Genomic DNA, 14,163 nt, shown 5'->3' with positions numbered 1-14,163 from the left:
TGGGAGCGGGCACGCCCGCGAAGAGGCCTGCACAGGTTGCGCACCATGCGGTGGCAAGCCGGTATCCGCTGGCGCTATGCTGGGGCAATTTCCAGCATGAGCAACTACCCTCCCCCCATGTCCCAGGTGATCCTCAAGACCCCCGCCCAACTCGACCTGATGCGCCGCGCCGGCCAGTTACTGGCCCAGGTGTTCGCCGAACTCGACAGCTTCATCCGCCCCGGTGTGACCACGATGCAGATCAACGACCGCGCTGAGGCGTTCATCGTCGATACGCTCAAGGCACGGCCGGCAAGCAAAGGCCAGTACGGTTTCCCTTACTCGCTCAATACGTCGGTGGACCACGTGGTATGCCACGGCATCCCCAAGGTCGATGAGGTGCTCAAGGAAGGCGCGATCATCAACGTCGACATCACTCTGGAACAGGGCGGCTACATTGCCGATTCGTCGAAGATGTATGGCATCGGCAAGATCAGCGAAGAAGCCCGGCGATTGGTCGACACTACCTATGACGCGCTGTGGAAAGGCATCGAGCAGGTGCGCCCCGGAGCCACGCTGGGCGATATCGGCCATGCCGTGCAAGCCCATGCCGAGGCGGCGGGTTACAGCGTGGTGCGCGAGTATTGCGGGCACGGTATTGGCCAGCAGATGCATGAAGCGCCAGAGGTGCTGCACATTGGCCAACGTGGTATGGGCATGAAGCTGAAGCCGGGCATGGTGTTTACCATCGAGCCGATGATCAACCAGGGTGGGCGTGGGACGCGCACGCTGAAGGATGGCTGGACGGTGATTACCCGTGACCACAGCCTGTCGGCGCAGTGGGAGCATACCGTGGCGGTGACCGAGGACGGGTTTGAGGTGCTGACGCTGCGGGAAGAAGAGTGCCGCAGCTAGCCCCTTGTTGCAGAGGGGCGGAGACGATTGCATGAAGCAGAAATAAAAAAAGCGACCCTAAGGTCGCTTTCTTTTTTACTTCCGGGTGTTCAGTGGGCCCTGGAAGTGGAATATGGCGCAGCGGACGGGACTCGAACCCGCGACCCCCGGCGTGACAGGCCGGTATTCTAACCGACTGAACTACCGCTGCGCTATACATCGAGTGGTGGGTGATGACGGGATCGAACCGCCGACCCTCTGCTTGTAAGGCAGATGCTCTCCCGGCTGAGCTAATCACCCATGTCTCTCGGTGTGGCGCGCATTCTACGGGCGACTTGGCGCTCTGGCAAGCACTTATCGAAGTTTTTTCACACTTCGGTCAAGCACCAAAAATCAGGCACAAAAAAAGCGACCCTAAGGTCGCTTTCTCTGTTACTTCCGGGTGTTCAGTGGGCCCTGGAAGTGGAATATGGCGCAGCGGACGGGACTCGAACCCGCGACCCCCGGCGTGACAGGCCGGTATTCTAACCGACTGAACTACCGCTGCGCTATACATCGAGTGGTGGGTGATGACGGGATCGAACCGCCGACCCTCTGCTTGTAAGGCAGATGCTCTCCCGGCTGAGCTAATCACCCTTCGTCTCGGTGTGGCGCGCATTCTACGGAGCGCCCCGCACCCTGGCAAGCACTTTTTAAACTTTTTGCAAAAAAAACCTCTGCCCTTTCAAAGACCTAGCGTTGTCGGGCGATTCTTTCATGCATAAGCCACTGCTGGCCCTCTGACAGGGCTGGCCTCAATTCACCGCTCGGAGAATAATGCCCGCCTTATGCATTAAGGAGAGATTGCCCCTCATGTGGTTCAAGAACCTGCTGACCTACCGCCTGACCCAGGAAGTTCCGTTCGAGCCTGAAGCGCTGGAAGCCGCCCTGGCCAGCAAGCCGGCCCGCCCCTGCGCCAGCCAGGAGCTGACCACCTATGGTTTCGTCGCGCCGTTCGGCAAAGGCGAAGACGCTCCCCTGGTGCATGTCAGCGGCGAGTACCTGCTGATTGCCGCGCGCAAGGAAGAACGCATCCTGCCGAGCAGCGTGGTCAACGACGCGGTCAAGGAAAAGGTCGAAGAGATCGAGACCGAGCAAATGCGCAAGGTCTATAAAAAGGAGCGCGACCAGATCAAGGACGAAATCATCCAGGCGTTCCTGCCGCGTGCATTCATCCGCCGCTCGATGATCTTCGCTGCCATTGCCCCGCGCCTGGGCGTGATCCTGGTCAACTCGGCCAGCGCCAAACGGGCCGAAGACCTGCTGTCGACCCTGCGTGAAGTGATGGGCTCGCTGCCGGTGCGCCCGGCCACGGTGAAGATTGCGCCGGTGGCTACCATGACCGACTGGGTCAAATCGCAGCAAGCGGCCGAAGGTTTCTATGTGCTGGACGAGTGCGAACTGCGCGACACCGCCGAAGATGGCGGTATCGTGCGCTGCAAGCGCCAGGACCTGACCGGCGAAGAGATTCAGCTGCACCTGAGCACTGGCAAGGTGGTGACCCAGCTGGCACTGGCCTGGCAAGACAAGCTGTCGTTCGTTCTCGACGACAAGATGGTCATCAAGCGCCTGAAGTTCGAAGAACTGCTGCAGGAGCAGGCCGAGCAGGACGGTGGCGATGAGGCTGCGCAGCAGTTCGACGCCAGCTTCCAGCTGATGATGATGACCTTTGCCGAATTCCTGCCAGCGCTGTTCGAGGCACTGGGTGGGGAAGAGATTCCGCAAGGGGTCTGACGGGTATGAGATGCGGGTGCTGGCTTGGATCGTTTCCACCAGCACCCGCGAATGCGGTGGCGGCGGCAATGGTGAACGGCGGGTGGAGATTGGCCAGCAGGGCCGGCCCTTTCGCGGGTGAACCCGCTCCTACACGACGGCCTGCGCCCAATCACCAATGTGTGTCCACCCCCGATAGGTGTAGGAGCGGGTTTACCCGCGAATACGGTGGTGGCGGCAACGGTGAACGGCGGGTGGAAATCGGCCAGCAGGCGCGGACTTGCCCGGAAGGCCGCAGACAGGCACCATGGTGCCCACTGTGAGGACGACCTCACGACGCACCGCGTGACCACTCCGGGGACGGCCCCATCATTCAAACGATGGAGACACACTCATGTCCTGGATCATCCTGTTTTTCGCCGGCCTGTTCGAGGTCGGCTGGGCCGTCGGCCTCAAATACACCGACGGTTTCACTCGACCGCTCCCCACTGTCCTTACCGTCGGCGCCATGGTCATCAGCCTGGGCCTGCTGGGCCTGGCCATGAAGGAGTTGCCGCTGGGCACCGCCTATGCCATCTGGACCGGCGTAGGCGCAGTCGGTACGGTCATCGCCGGGATCATTCTGTTCGGCGAGTCCATGGCCCTGGTGCGGCTGGTCAGTGTGGCGCTGATCGTCTGCGGCCTTGTGGGCCTGAAAGTCAGCGCCAGCTAACCCCTATCGCAGGTGGCCGCGCAGGCGGCTGACCTGTTCGCGCAACACCTCGGGCTGCGCCGCCTCCACCGGGACGGCGGCGCCCGCCACGATGGTCACCCGCGACCACAGGCGCTTGAAGAAACCTTTGGCCGGGTCACGGCTGAAGAAGCTTCCCCACAACCCCTGCAAGGCCAGCGGAATCACCGGTACCGGCGTTTCTTCGAGGATGCGGCTGACCCCACCCTTGAAGACATCGATTTCGCCATCGCCCGTCAGCTTGCCTTCCGGGAAGATGCACACCAGTTCACCATCAGCCAGGTACTCGGCAATCCGCGCGAAGGCCCGCTCGTACGTCGCCTGGTCTTCGTTACGCCCGGCAATCGGGATGGCACCGGCAGTACGAAACACGAAGTTGAGCACCGGCAGGTTGTAGATCTTGTAGTACATGACAAAGCGGATCGGCCGGCGGATAGCCCCGCCCAGCAGCAACGCATCGACGAACGACACGTGGTTGCACACCAGCAACGCTGCACCCTCATCGGGGATGCGCTCAAGGTCTCGGTGCTGCACGCGGTACATCGAATGGCTGAGCAACCAGATCAGGAAGCGCATGGTGAACTCGGGGACGATCCTGAAGATGTAGGTGTTGACCGCGATATTGAGCAGCGACACCACCAGGAAAAGCTGCGGAATGCTCAGTTCGGCCAAGCCTAGCAGGATGATGGTGAGCACCGCCGACACTACCATGAACAAGGCATTGAGGATGTTGTTGGCAGCGATCACCCTGGCGCGCTCGTCCTCGGCCGTGCGGGCCTGGATCAACGCATACAGCGGCACGATGTAGAAGCCGCCGAACACCCCCAGGCCAACGATCGACAGCAAGATCCACCACGCCTGGCTCATGCCCAGCAATGCCAGCCAGTCGTGCGGCGCTGCTGCAGCCGGCACATCACCAGAGTGCCACCACCACAGCAGGCCGAACAGGGTCAGGCCGAAGGAGCCGAACGGCACCAGGCCGATTTCCACCTTGCGTCCGCTGAGCCGCTCGCACAGCAGCGAGCCCAGGGCGATGCCCACCGAGAACAGTGTCAGCACCAGGGTCACCACCGTGCCGTCACCGTGCAGCCAATCCTTGGCATAGGCCGGGATCTGCGTGAGGTAGATGGCGCCGACAAACCAGAACCACGAGTTGCCGACGATCGAGCGCGACACCGCCGGCGGCTGGCTCAGGCCCATGCGCAAGATCACCCACGACTGCTTGAGGATGTTCCAGTCCAGCGGCATTTGTGGCGAGGCGGCAGCCGCCCGTGGGATCCAGCGGCTGGCGAGGTAGCCGAGCACAGCCGTGCCGACCACGCCACCGGCCACCACCGTTGCGTAGCTGTCGGCCGACATCATCACCCCGGCGCCGATGGTGCCGACTAGGATGGCGAGGAAGGTGCCGGTTTCCACCAGCCCATTACCGCCTACCAGCTCTTCCTCGCGCAGGGCCTGTGGAAGGATCGAGTACTTCACCGGGCCGAACAGCGCCGATTGGGTCCCCATACCGAACAGCGCCACCAGCATCAGCGCCAGATGGTTGGTGACAAAGCCTAGCGCACCAACCGCCATGATCACGATTTCGGCCAGTTTGATTGCACGGATCAGCGCATCCTTGGCGAACTTCTCGCCAAACTGCCCACCCAGTGCCGAAAACAGGAAAAACGGCAGGATGAACAGCAAGGCGCACAAGTTGACCCAGATCGATCGGTCACCATCGCCCAGGCTGAGCTTGAACAAAATCGCCAGGATCAGCGACTGCTTGAACAGGTTGTCGTTGAAGGCACCCAGCGACTGAGTGATGAAAAACGGCAGGAAACGCCGCTTGCCGAGCAAGGTGAATTGCGAAGAGTGACTCATCGTCCTTGGTCCTGAGGGCTTTTCAATTGGAGGCTCGCCAAGCGCGCCGGGCCACAAATCTGCATGGGAAATGCGCTGACTGGCAAGTATCGGCTCAGGCCTGGCCAAGCGAGCGGCGCCATTCCAGAGGTTTGCCAGCGTAGTCTCGGGCCAGGCGCTCGATCACTACCACCGGGCTGTCGGCCGGCAGCTGCAGCAAGCGGCCATGCACCGCGTCGGCCGATTCGACGGTCAGTGTCTCTTCGGCGTAGGCGACTACCTGACCGCACAGCGCTTTGGAAAACGGGTAGCCAAGGCTGCCACGGCTGTGCACTGACCGCCAACACGCACAGCAAGCCATGGCACCGCGTGATTTGATACACGAAGTCACAAATGATGTAACTCACGGCATATTTATCAATTCGCTCTGAGTTCCTAGAGTTTCTCCATCAGCTGCTCATCACCCAATGCACACTTGATAGAGGAACTTACAATGCCATTCATCAGCGTCCGCATCACTCGTGATGGTGTAACCCGGGAACAAAAGGCTCAGGTGATAAAAGAAATCACTGAAACGATGGAGCGCGTGCTTCATAAAGATCCGAAGTTGACGCACATCGTAATCGAAGAAGTCGACACCGACAATTGGGGTTACTCCGGTATTACAACAACCGAGTACCGAAAACAATTGTCGCCATCACAATCATGAGGCAGGCAATTAAACTTAATCCATTGTAGAGAACACATCATGAGCGACTCTCAAAAGGTAATCATCGTAACTGGCGCATCTCAAGGCATCGGTGCTGGGGTGGTGAAAGGGTTCCGAGCCCTCGGCCACAAGGTGGTAGCGACCTCGCGCTCCATTCAACCATCGACCGACCCAGACATCCTGACTGTTGCCGGTGATATTGCGGATCCGGCCACTGCGGAACGAGTGGTGCGCGACGCAGTGGCCCGCTTCGGGCGCATCGATACTCTCGTCAACAACGCCGGGATTTTCGTCGCCAAGCCATTCACCAGCTATACCAAGGAAGACTATGCGCAAGTCGTTGCGACCAATATGAGTGGCTTCTTCTACATCTCCCAACTCGCCATCGCGGAAATGGTGAAGCGTGGTAGCGGGCATGTGGTCAGCGTCACCACCAGCCTGGTTGATCATGCTATCGACGGCGTTCCGTCGGTAATGGCATCGCTCACCAAAGGTGGCATCAACGCTGCCACCAAATCGATCGCCATTGAATTTGCCAAGCGCGGCATCCGCGCTAACGCCGTGTCGCCTGGCATCATCAAAACTCCGATGCACGGCGCCGAAACTCACGATGCCCTGGGCAAGCTGCATCCCGTCGGCCACATGGGTGAGATCAACGACATCGCTCAAGCGATCCTCTACCTGGACAGCGCTTCATTTGTCACCGGCGAGATCCTGCACGTCGACGGCGGTCAGAGCGCAGGCCATTGATCGACAGTATGCTCATCACCGGCCCGTACGGGTGATGGGCAGATTCACTGTACTATCTGGCCGGGATTACCCACGAGACGACCTCGACGCCAGTTGTACTTTTCCATGCCGGTGCGCGACTCTACCGCAGAGTCCGACGCTCAGCCTCCTGCTAGGCCCTATACGGTGCAAGCCCTATGAAGCGGCATTTTGACGATCTGCAGCTGGGAAGTATCGAGCTGTTTTGCCTGTCTGCGGAAGCGGGCAGCTTTTCTGCCGCTGCTCAGCTCGCTGGTGTTACTCCGGCCGCAGTAAGCAGGTCGATCCTTCGCTTGGAAAAAAGGCTGGGCTCTCGGCTGTTCGCAAGAACAACCCGAAGCATTCGATTGACCGATGCAGGAAAGGATTTTTTCGAGCGGTGCAGCCAGGCGCTCACGCAACTGGTGGAGGCCCAGCAGGCAGTCATGGGCGCTCAAGCAACTCCGTCAGGGCGTCTTCGTATCAGCCTGCCCACGACGTATGGGCACCACCGGATCCTGCCGTTGCTTCCTAAATTTCGCGACCTATACCCTGAGGTGACCGTTGATATCCACCTCGGTAATCGAAATATCGACTTCGTTGCGGAAGGATACGACCTGGCGATTCGAGTACGGGCTCAACCTGATTCCACGATGATTGCCAGATTGCTGGAAGATGCAAAGCTGGTTGTCGTAGCGTCTCCGCCCTACCTGGAGAAGGTCGGGGCACCGCAGGCACTGGAGGACCTGGACCAGCATGAATGCATCCAATTCGAGCTTCCGAGTAGCGGTAGGCGTATCTCTTGGCTGTTCCGAGAGAACGGCCGAGACCGTGAGGTGTTCACCGCTGGAAGCTATTCCTGTTCCGACGACGTATTGGGTGGAGTCACACTCGCAAAAAATGGTGCCGGATTGTTCCAGACCTACAAGTTCATCGTGGAACAAGAGCTGGCTGACGGGCGACTCGTCGAAGTATTGACGCCGTTTGGCGGGCGGTCGAGGCCGTACACCTTGTTGTACCCCCACGGTCGTCATGTCCCGCAGAGGGTGCGCGCTTTTGTGGATTTTCTGGTTCAGTATCGTGAAGAGTGGGCCTCGCTCTAGCGCAGAACAGATGTTCCCCCTTTTCCCCAGCACGCGCGCTCGATGACTTGAGCGATAACCCTACGACAGGGCCAGGTGGCCACTCCTCTTCGAGACATAAATTGCAAGGGCTGTGAAGCAGCCCGAGAACTCCCCACATTCACTCGAACGTGGCCGGTGCTGCCGAGGGGACCGCATGTGGCTTATGCTTGTGCTCGGCACCCCCACAACAAGGACGTGGCAATGCTCGCCGCCATAAAACGCTACCCGCACACCGTTCGCCTGCTGCTCACCACCACCTTCACGCTTACCGTCGCCCGCGCCCTCACCCTGCCCTACCTGGTGGTTTACCTGGCCGACAATTTCCAGCTGCCGATCAGCCAGATCGGTCTGCTGATCGGTGGCGCGCTGATCATCGCCTCACTATTGAGTCTGTATGGTGGCCATCTGGTCGACACCTTGCGCAACCACACGTTGGTCAGCGCCAGTACCCTGCTGTTCGCCCTGGCCTTCGTCGGCGCGGTCGCCAGCCGTTCGGCGCTGCCGTTCTTCTTTTGTCTGGTGTTGATCAACCTGGCCCTGGCAGTGGTCGACATCGCCGCCAAGGCAGGCTTCTGCGCGTTACTGCCGGTGGATGAGCGGGCGGAGGTATTCGCCATCAAGTACGCCCTCAGCAACGTCGGCTACGCCGCCGGCCCGTTGCTGGGCGTGGCCATGCTTGAACTGAACGATCATGTGCCGTTCATCGCTTCTGCCACGCTTGGCCTGGCCATGTGCCTGGCTTATTGGCGCCTTGGCGATCGCAGCCTGCAGGCGAGCGTACCGGACAAACCCGCGGCCGGTTTCGGCCAAGTGGCGCTGGGGCTGGCGCGGGATCATCGGCTGGTGTGCTTTACCTTGGGTGGGGTGCTGAGCGCGGTGGTGTTCGGCCAGTTCACCGCCTACCTGTCCCAGTACCTGGTGGTCACCAGCAACCCGGCCGAAGCCGCACGGCTGATCGGCTATCTGGTCACCACCAACGCCGTGACGGTCATTGCCTTGCAGTACCTGATTGGCCGGCGTATCAGCCGCCAGCGCCTGATGCCGTGGCTGTTGGCCGGCATGGGCCTGTTCATCGCCGGCTTGCTGGGTTTTGCGCTGGCGGGCTCGGTACTGGCCTGGTGCCTGGCGATGCTGGTGTTCACGCTGGGCGAAATCATCGTGATTCCGGCCGAGTACATGTTTATCGACCTGATCGCACCGGAGCACTTGCGCGGGGTGTATTACGGCGCGCAAAACCTGTCCAACCTGGGGGCAGCGCTGGGGCCGGTGATGGTGGGGTTCGCACTGGTACACCTGTGGCCGGGGGCGGTCTTCTACCTGCTGGTGTTGTCGGTGATACTGGCAGGGGTGTTCTACGGGTTGGGTACCCGCAGGGGTTGATGTGGCCTGCTCCGGCCTATTCGCGGGTGAACCCGCTCCTACAACCATCGTCTGCGCTGACGAAGCGGCACTTGCGTGCCAGACTGATTGATCGGGACCGCGTTACCTTTTTGCTTCGGAGTCTTCATGTCGTTGTCCAGCGGGCTGATCGCCGTGGTCGCCCTGGCCTATATGGCCATCATGTTCGCCATCGCCTTCTATGGCGACCGCCGCAGCACGCCATTGCCGCCAAAGCTGCGTGCCTGGGTGTACAGCCTGTCGCTGGCCGTGTACTGCACCAGCTGGACCTTCTTCGGCGCGGTCGGCCAGGCCGCCGAACAGCTTTGGGCGTTCCTGCCAATCTACCTGGGCCCGGTACTGCTGCTGATCTTCGCCCCTTGGGTGCTGCAGAAGATGGTGCTGATCAGCAAGCAGCAGAACATCACCTCGATCGCCGACTTCATCGCCGCGCGCTACGGCAAGTCGCAGACCCTGGCAGTGGTGGTGGCGCTGATCTGCCTGGTCGGCGTGCTGCCGTACATCGCCTTGCAGCTCAAGGGCATCGTACTGGGCGTGAACCTGCTGATCGGCGCCAACGCCGATGCCACCGGCACCCGCGTGCAGGACACTGCGCTGGTGGTGTCGCTGGTACTGGCGCTGTTCGCCATCGTCTTCGGTACCCGCAGCCTGGATGTGACCGAGCACCACCGCGGTATGGTCCTGGCGATTGCCTTCGAATCGCTGATCAAGCTGCTGGCGTTCCTTGCCGTGGGCATCTTCATCGTTTTCAACCTGTATGACGGTTTCGACGACCTGTTCAGCCAGGCCCGCCAGTCGATCCACTTGCAGGACTATTGGAAAGAAACCATCAATTGGCCGTCCATGGTGGTGCAAACCGCCGTGGCAATGATGGCAATCATCTGCCTGCCCCGGCAGTTCCACGTTACCGTGGTGGAGAACATCGAACCGCAGGACTTGCGCCTGGCGCGCTGGGTATTCCCGATGTACCTGGCATTGGCCGCGCTGTTCGTGGTGCCGATTGCCCTGGCCGGACAGATGCTGCTGCCAGGCACGGTGATCTCCGACTCGTTCGTCATCAGCCTGCCGCTGGCCGAGGCGCACCCAAGCCTGGCCCTGCTGGCGTTCATCGGCGGTGCCTCGGCGGCTACCGGCATGGTGATCGTCGAGGCCGTGGCGCTGTCGACCATGGTGTCCAACGACATGCTGCTGCCTTGGCTGCTGCGCCGCAATAACGCCGAGCGGCCTTTCGAAGCGTTCCGTCACTGGATGCTTTCGGTTCGCCGGGTAACCATCGTGGTGATCTTGCTCCTGGCCTATGTCAGCTACCGCCTGCTGGGCTCCACCGCCAGCCTGGCGACCATCGGCCAGATTGCCTTTGCCGCCGTGACCCAGCTCTCCCCGGCCATGCTTGGCGCGCTGTACTGGAAGCAGGCCAACCGTCGCGGCGTGTTCGCCGGCCTGGCCGCTGGCATTTTCCTGTGGTTCTACACCCTGGTGCTGCCGATTGCCGCGCACAGCCTGGGCTGGTCGTTGCAATTGTTCCCTGGCCTGGCATGGCTGCACGGCAACCCGCTGAACCTGCCGATCAGTCCACTGACCCAAGGCGTAGTGCTGTCACTGGCGGGCAACTTCACCCTGTTCGCCTGGGTTTCGGTATTGTCGCGCACACGGGTTTCCGAGCATTGGCAGGCCGGCCGGTTCATTGGCCAGCAGACCAGCGCGCGACCCAGCAGCAAACCGCTGCTGGCGGTGCAGATCGACGACCTGCTGACCCTGGCCTCGCGCTTTGTCGGTGAAGAGCGCGCACGGCAGAGCTTCATCCGCTTTGCCTACCGCCAGGGCAAGGGCTTCAACCCTAACCAGAACGCCGACGGCGACTGGATCGAGCACACCGAGCGCCTGCTGGCCGGCGTACTCGGTACCTCGTCGACCCGCGCGGTGGTCAAGGCGGCCATCGAAGGCCGCGAAATGCAGCTGGAAGACGTGGTGCGCATCGCTGACGAAGCCAGTGAGGTGCTGCAGTTCAACCGCGCCCTGCTGCAAGGCGCCATCGAGAACATCAACCAAGGCATCAGCGTGGTCGACCAGAACTTGCACCTGGTGGCCTGGAACCGCCGCTACCTGGAACTGTTCAACTACCCGGACGGACTGATCAGCGTTGGGCGACCGATTGCCGACATCATCCGCTACAACGCCGAGCGCGGCCTGTGCGGCCCTGGCGAAGCACAGGTGCATGTGGCGCGGCGGCTGCACTGGATGCGCCAGGGCCGCGCGCACTCCTCCGAGCGACTGTTCCCCAATGGCCGGGTGATCGAGCTGATCGGCAACCCGATGCCGGGCGGCGGCTTTGTCATGAGCTTCACCGACATCACCCCGTTCCGCGAGGCCGAGCAGGCACTGCGCGATGCCAACGAACGCCTTGAGCAACGCGTGGCAGAGCGTACCCAAGAGCTTTCGCAGTTGAACCAGGCGCTGTCCGAAGCCAAGAGCCAGGCCGAAGCGGTGAGCAACTCCAAGACCCGCTTCCTGGCCGCCGTCAGCCATGACCTGATGCAACCTTTGAACGCCGCACGACTTTTCTCTGCCGCATTGTCGCAACAGGCCGAGGGCATGAACGAAGAGGCCCGGCAGCTGGTACAGCACATGGACAGTTCGCTGCGCTCGGCTGAAGAGCTGATCAGCGACCTGCTGGACATCTCGCGCCTGGAAAACGGCAAGATCACCCCGGATGCCAAACCCTTCGCCCTCAACGAACTGTTCGACACCCTGGGCGCCGAGTTCAAGCTGCTGGCGGCCGAGAAGGGCCTGGAGTTCCGCCTGCGCGGCAGCCGCCTGCGGGTGGACAGCGACATGAAACTGCTACGCCGGGTGCTGCAGAACTTCCTCACCAATGCCCTGCGCTACGGCAAGAGCCCGATCCTGCTGGGCGCGCGCCGGCAGGGCGAGCGTTTGTGGCTAGAGGTCTGGGACCGTGGCCCGGGCATTGCTGACGACAAGCTGCAAGTGATCTTTCAGGAGTTCAAGCGCCTGGACAGCCACCAGACCCGTGCCGAGAAGGGGCTAGGCCTGGGCCTGGCGATCGCAGACGGCCTGTGCCGGGTGCTGGGGCACCCGCTGGAGGTGCGCTCATGGCCGGGCAAGGGCACGGTGTTCCGCGTCAGCGTACCGATTGCCCGCCAGGCCGCCGCAGCGCCAAGCGCCCCGGTGGAACAACAGGGCGGCCAGCCTCTGGCCGGGCTGCAAGTGCTTTGCGTGGACAACGAAGACAGCATCCTGATTGGCATGAACAGCTTGCTGAGCCGCTGGGGTTGCCAGGTATGGACCGCGCGCAACCAGGCCGAATGCGAAGCCCTGCTGGCCAAGGGCATGCGCCCGCACCTGGCATTGGTGGACTACCACCTGGACGACGGCGAGACCGGCACCGGGCTGATGGGCTGGCTTCGAGCACGGCTGGGTGAGCCGGTACCCGGTGTGGTGATCAGCGCCGACGGCAGCAAGGAAACCATCGCACGGGTACACGCATCAGGCCTGGACTACCTGGCCAAGCCGGTCAAGCCGGCGGCCTTGCGCGCCCTGCTCAATCGCCATCTGAGCCTGGCTCAGTAACCGCTACCTCGGGCAGCGCCTCGTCGGACAGCGCCCGCTCCAGCAAGTCTGCCGGCAAGCTCTTGCTGGCACGGGCGCCCAGAAGCTTCAGCTGCTCGCTGCGGCTGACCAGGTTGCCACGCCCTTCGCACAGCTTGTTGCGCGCTGCGGCATAAGCCTTGTCCACCTGCTGCAAGCGGTTGCCCAGCTCATCCAGATCCTGGATGAACAGCACGAACTTGTCGTAGAGCCAGCCGGCGCGCTCGGCAATTTCGCGGGCGTTCTGCCCTTGACGTTCCTGCTTCCACAGGCTGTCGATGACCCGCAGGGTCGCCAGCAACGTGGTAGGGCTGACAATCACGATCTGCCGGTCGAAGGCCTCCTGGAACAGGTTCGGCTCGGCCTGCAGGGCCGCTGAAAAGGCCGCCTCGATGGGCACGAACAACAACACGAAATCCAGGCTGTGCAGGCCTTCGAGGCGGCTGTAGTCCTTGCTCGACAGGCCTTTGACGTGGCTGCGCAGCGACTGCACATGCTGCTTGAGCGCAGCTTCGTCGTTGCCGGCAACGAACTGCTGGTACGCCGTGAGGCTGACCTTGGCGTCCACCACCACCTGCTTGTTGCCGGGCAGCATGATCAGCACATCCGGCTGGAAACGCTCGCCGTCGGCGCTTTTCAGGCTGACCTGGGTCTGGTATTCGCGCCCCTTTTCCAGGCCGGCATGTTCCAGCACGCGTTCGAGAATCAGCTCACCCCAGTTGCCCTGGGTCTTCTGGCCCTTCAAGGCCTGGGTAAGGTTGGTGGCTTCGTCGGACAGACGCAGGTTGAGCTGTTGCAGGCGCTCCAGCTCCTTGCCCAGCGAGAAGCGCTCGCGGGCCTCTTGTTGGTAGCTTTCCTCCACGCGTTTTTCGAAGGCATGGATGCGCTCCTTGAGCGGGTCGAGCAACTGGCCCAGGTGTTGCTGACTGGTCTGGGCGAAGCGCTGTTCGCGTTCGTCGAAGATTTTGGTGGCCATGTCGGCGAACTGGGCGCGCAAGGTGTCACGGGCCTCCTGCAGGTCTTCCAGGCGTTGCTGGTGGCTTTCCTGCTGTTCACGCAGTTCTGCGTCCAGGCGCGCGGTTTGCGCTTCCAGGCGGCGCAGTTCGGCTTCGCGGTTGGCGCGCTCAAGGCTCCAGGCGTGGGCGGCGTCACGGGCATTGTCGCGGTCGATCTGCAGCAGCTCCAGCTCACGGCCTTGAGCGGCCAACTGGGCCTGTTTGACGGCGTTGGCCTCACTGAGGTCGCTGACCTCGTCGCGGCTGGCGTCCAGTTGCGCCTGCAGACCGGCCTGGGCCAGCTGGGCAGCGTTGAGGCGCTCTTCGAGCAAGGCCTGCTCACCTTGCCGTGCGCCCTGGCGGCGCTGCACCTGCATGACCCACACC

At 61.9% G+C, this 14,163-nt stretch carries 10 protein-coding genes, 4 tRNA genes and 1 pseudogene; 8 read left to right on the top strand and 7 right to left on the bottom strand.

Annotation, left to right across the window (positions count from 1 at the left end):
* Positions 1-45 precede the first annotated feature (45 nt).
* Positions 46-894, top strand: a complete 849-nt coding sequence (gene map / locus J3A98_RS03710) for a type I methionyl aminopeptidase (protein WP_209964095.1) — start codon at positions 46-48, stop codon at positions 892-894.
* Positions 895-1,007: 113 nt separating this feature from the next.
* Here the strand turns inward: map and J3A98_RS03705 are convergent.
* The 4 genes from J3A98_RS03705 to J3A98_RS03690 all read right to left on the bottom strand — a co-directional run bounded on the left by J3A98_RS03705 (position 1,008) and on the right by J3A98_RS03690 (position 1,509).
* Positions 1,008-1,084: transfer RNA gene (locus J3A98_RS03705), tRNA-Asp, on the bottom strand.
* A gap of 13 nt (positions 1,085-1,097) precedes the next feature.
* A tRNA-Val gene (locus J3A98_RS03700) sits at positions 1,098-1,173 on the bottom strand.
* 170 nt (positions 1,174-1,343) lie between these two features.
* Positions 1,344-1,420: transfer RNA gene (locus tag J3A98_RS03695), tRNA-Asp, on the bottom strand.
* Between the two features lie 13 nt (positions 1,421-1,433).
* Positions 1,434-1,509: transfer RNA gene (locus J3A98_RS03690), tRNA-Val, on the bottom strand.
* 216 nt (positions 1,510-1,725) lie between these two features.
* On the opposite strand from J3A98_RS03690, the gene rdgC reads away from it, so the two are divergent.
* Entirely contained in the window at positions 1,726-2,646 is a 921-nt protein-coding gene (gene rdgC, locus J3A98_RS03685) for a recombination-associated protein RdgC (protein WP_209964092.1), read from the top strand.
* Between the two features lie 373 nt (positions 2,647-3,019).
* Positions 3,020-3,337 (top strand): quaternary ammonium compound efflux SMR transporter SugE, encoded by a 318-nt coding sequence (sugE, locus tag J3A98_RS03680; protein ID WP_010952753.1) that lies wholly within the window; start codon positions 3,020-3,022, stop codon positions 3,335-3,337.
* A 3-nt stretch (positions 3,338-3,340) separates the two neighbouring features.
* On the opposite strand, the gene J3A98_RS03675 is transcribed toward sugE, so the two are convergent.
* Positions 3,341-5,218 carry a 1-acyl-sn-glycerol-3-phosphate acyltransferase gene (locus tag J3A98_RS03675; RefSeq protein WP_176685466.1) on the bottom strand — a complete coding sequence of 626 codons (1,878 nt, stop codon included), beginning with the start codon at positions 5,216-5,218 and terminating at the stop codon, positions 3,341-3,343.
* A 94-nt stretch (positions 5,219-5,312) separates the two neighbouring features.
* Positions 5,313-5,531, bottom strand: a pseudogene (locus tag J3A98_RS03670) (UTRA domain-containing protein); the annotation flags it as partial.
* A gap of 159 nt (positions 5,532-5,690) precedes the next feature.
* Here J3A98_RS03670 and J3A98_RS03665 point away from each other — a divergent pair.
* The 5 genes from J3A98_RS03665 (at position 5,691) to J3A98_RS03645 (ending at position 12,763) form a co-directional block, all read left to right on the top strand.
* Positions 5,691-5,906, top strand: coding sequence for a 4-oxalocrotonate tautomerase family protein (locus J3A98_RS03665; RefSeq protein ID WP_209964089.1), 216 nt, complete (start codon positions 5,691-5,693; stop codon positions 5,904-5,906).
* Between the two features lie 39 nt (positions 5,907-5,945).
* Complete coding sequence (locus tag J3A98_RS03660) at positions 5,946-6,656, top strand: SDR family NAD(P)-dependent oxidoreductase (protein ID WP_209964086.1); 711 nt, start codon at positions 5,946-5,948, stop codon at positions 6,654-6,656.
* Positions 6,657-6,832: 176 nt separating this feature from the next.
* Positions 6,833-7,756 (top strand): LysR family transcriptional regulator, encoded by a 924-nt coding sequence (locus tag J3A98_RS03655; protein ID WP_209964083.1) that lies wholly within the window; start codon positions 6,833-6,835, stop codon positions 7,754-7,756.
* Between the two features lie 222 nt (positions 7,757-7,978).
* Positions 7,979-9,157: an MFS transporter gene (locus tag J3A98_RS03650; protein ID WP_209964080.1), complete on the top strand. Its 1,179-nt coding sequence runs from the start codon at positions 7,979-7,981 to the stop codon at positions 9,155-9,157.
* Between the two features lie 126 nt (positions 9,158-9,283).
* Entirely contained in the window at positions 9,284-12,763 is a 3,480-nt protein-coding gene (locus tag J3A98_RS03645; RefSeq protein ID WP_209964077.1) for a hybrid sensor histidine kinase/response regulator, read from the top strand.
* Here J3A98_RS03645 and rmuC read toward each other — a convergent pair.
* Positions 12,735-14,108 (bottom strand): DNA recombination protein RmuC, encoded by a 1,374-nt coding sequence (gene rmuC / locus J3A98_RS03640; RefSeq protein ID WP_176685504.1) that lies wholly within the window; start codon positions 14,106-14,108, stop codon positions 12,735-12,737. The genes J3A98_RS03645 and rmuC overlap by 29 nt on opposite strands.
* Positions 14,109-14,163 lie beyond the last annotated feature (55 nt).

Origin of the sequence: Pseudomonas sp. BP6 (assembly GCF_017875935.1) — a bacterium.
Classification (GTDB): domain Bacteria; phylum Pseudomonadota; class Gammaproteobacteria; order Pseudomonadales; family Pseudomonadaceae; genus Aquipseudomonas; species Aquipseudomonas putida_Y.
Note: the sequence above shows the minus strand (reverse complement) of the source record. Positions and strands in the feature narration are given on the sequence as shown.

What these genes read in the sequence shown, in the direction of transcription:
- map (WP_209964095.1), top strand. Translation starts at nt 46, where the DNA reads ATGCGGTGGCAAGCCGGTATCCGCTGGCGCTATGCTGGGGCAATTTCC.
- rdgC (WP_209964092.1), top strand. Translation starts at nt 1,726, where the DNA reads ATGTGGTTCAAGAACCTGCTGACCTACCGCCTGACCCAGGAAGTTCCG.
- sugE (WP_010952753.1), top strand. Translation starts at nt 3,020, where the DNA reads ATGTCCTGGATCATCCTGTTTTTCGCCGGCCTGTTCGAGGTCGGCTGG.
- J3A98_RS03675 (WP_176685466.1), bottom strand. Translation starts at nt 5,218, where the DNA reads ATGAGTCACTCTTCGCAATTCACCTTGCTCGGCAAGCGGCGTTTCCTG.
- J3A98_RS03665 (WP_209964089.1), top strand. Translation starts at nt 5,691, where the DNA reads ATGCCATTCATCAGCGTCCGCATCACTCGTGATGGTGTAACCCGGGAA.
- J3A98_RS03660 (WP_209964086.1), top strand. Translation starts at nt 5,946, where the DNA reads ATGAGCGACTCTCAAAAGGTAATCATCGTAACTGGCGCATCTCAAGGC.
- J3A98_RS03655 (WP_209964083.1), top strand. Translation starts at nt 6,833, where the DNA reads ATGAAGCGGCATTTTGACGATCTGCAGCTGGGAAGTATCGAGCTGTTT.
- J3A98_RS03650 (WP_209964080.1), top strand. Translation starts at nt 7,979, where the DNA reads ATGCTCGCCGCCATAAAACGCTACCCGCACACCGTTCGCCTGCTGCTC.
- J3A98_RS03645 (WP_209964077.1), top strand. Translation starts at nt 9,284, where the DNA reads ATGTCGTTGTCCAGCGGGCTGATCGCCGTGGTCGCCCTGGCCTATATG.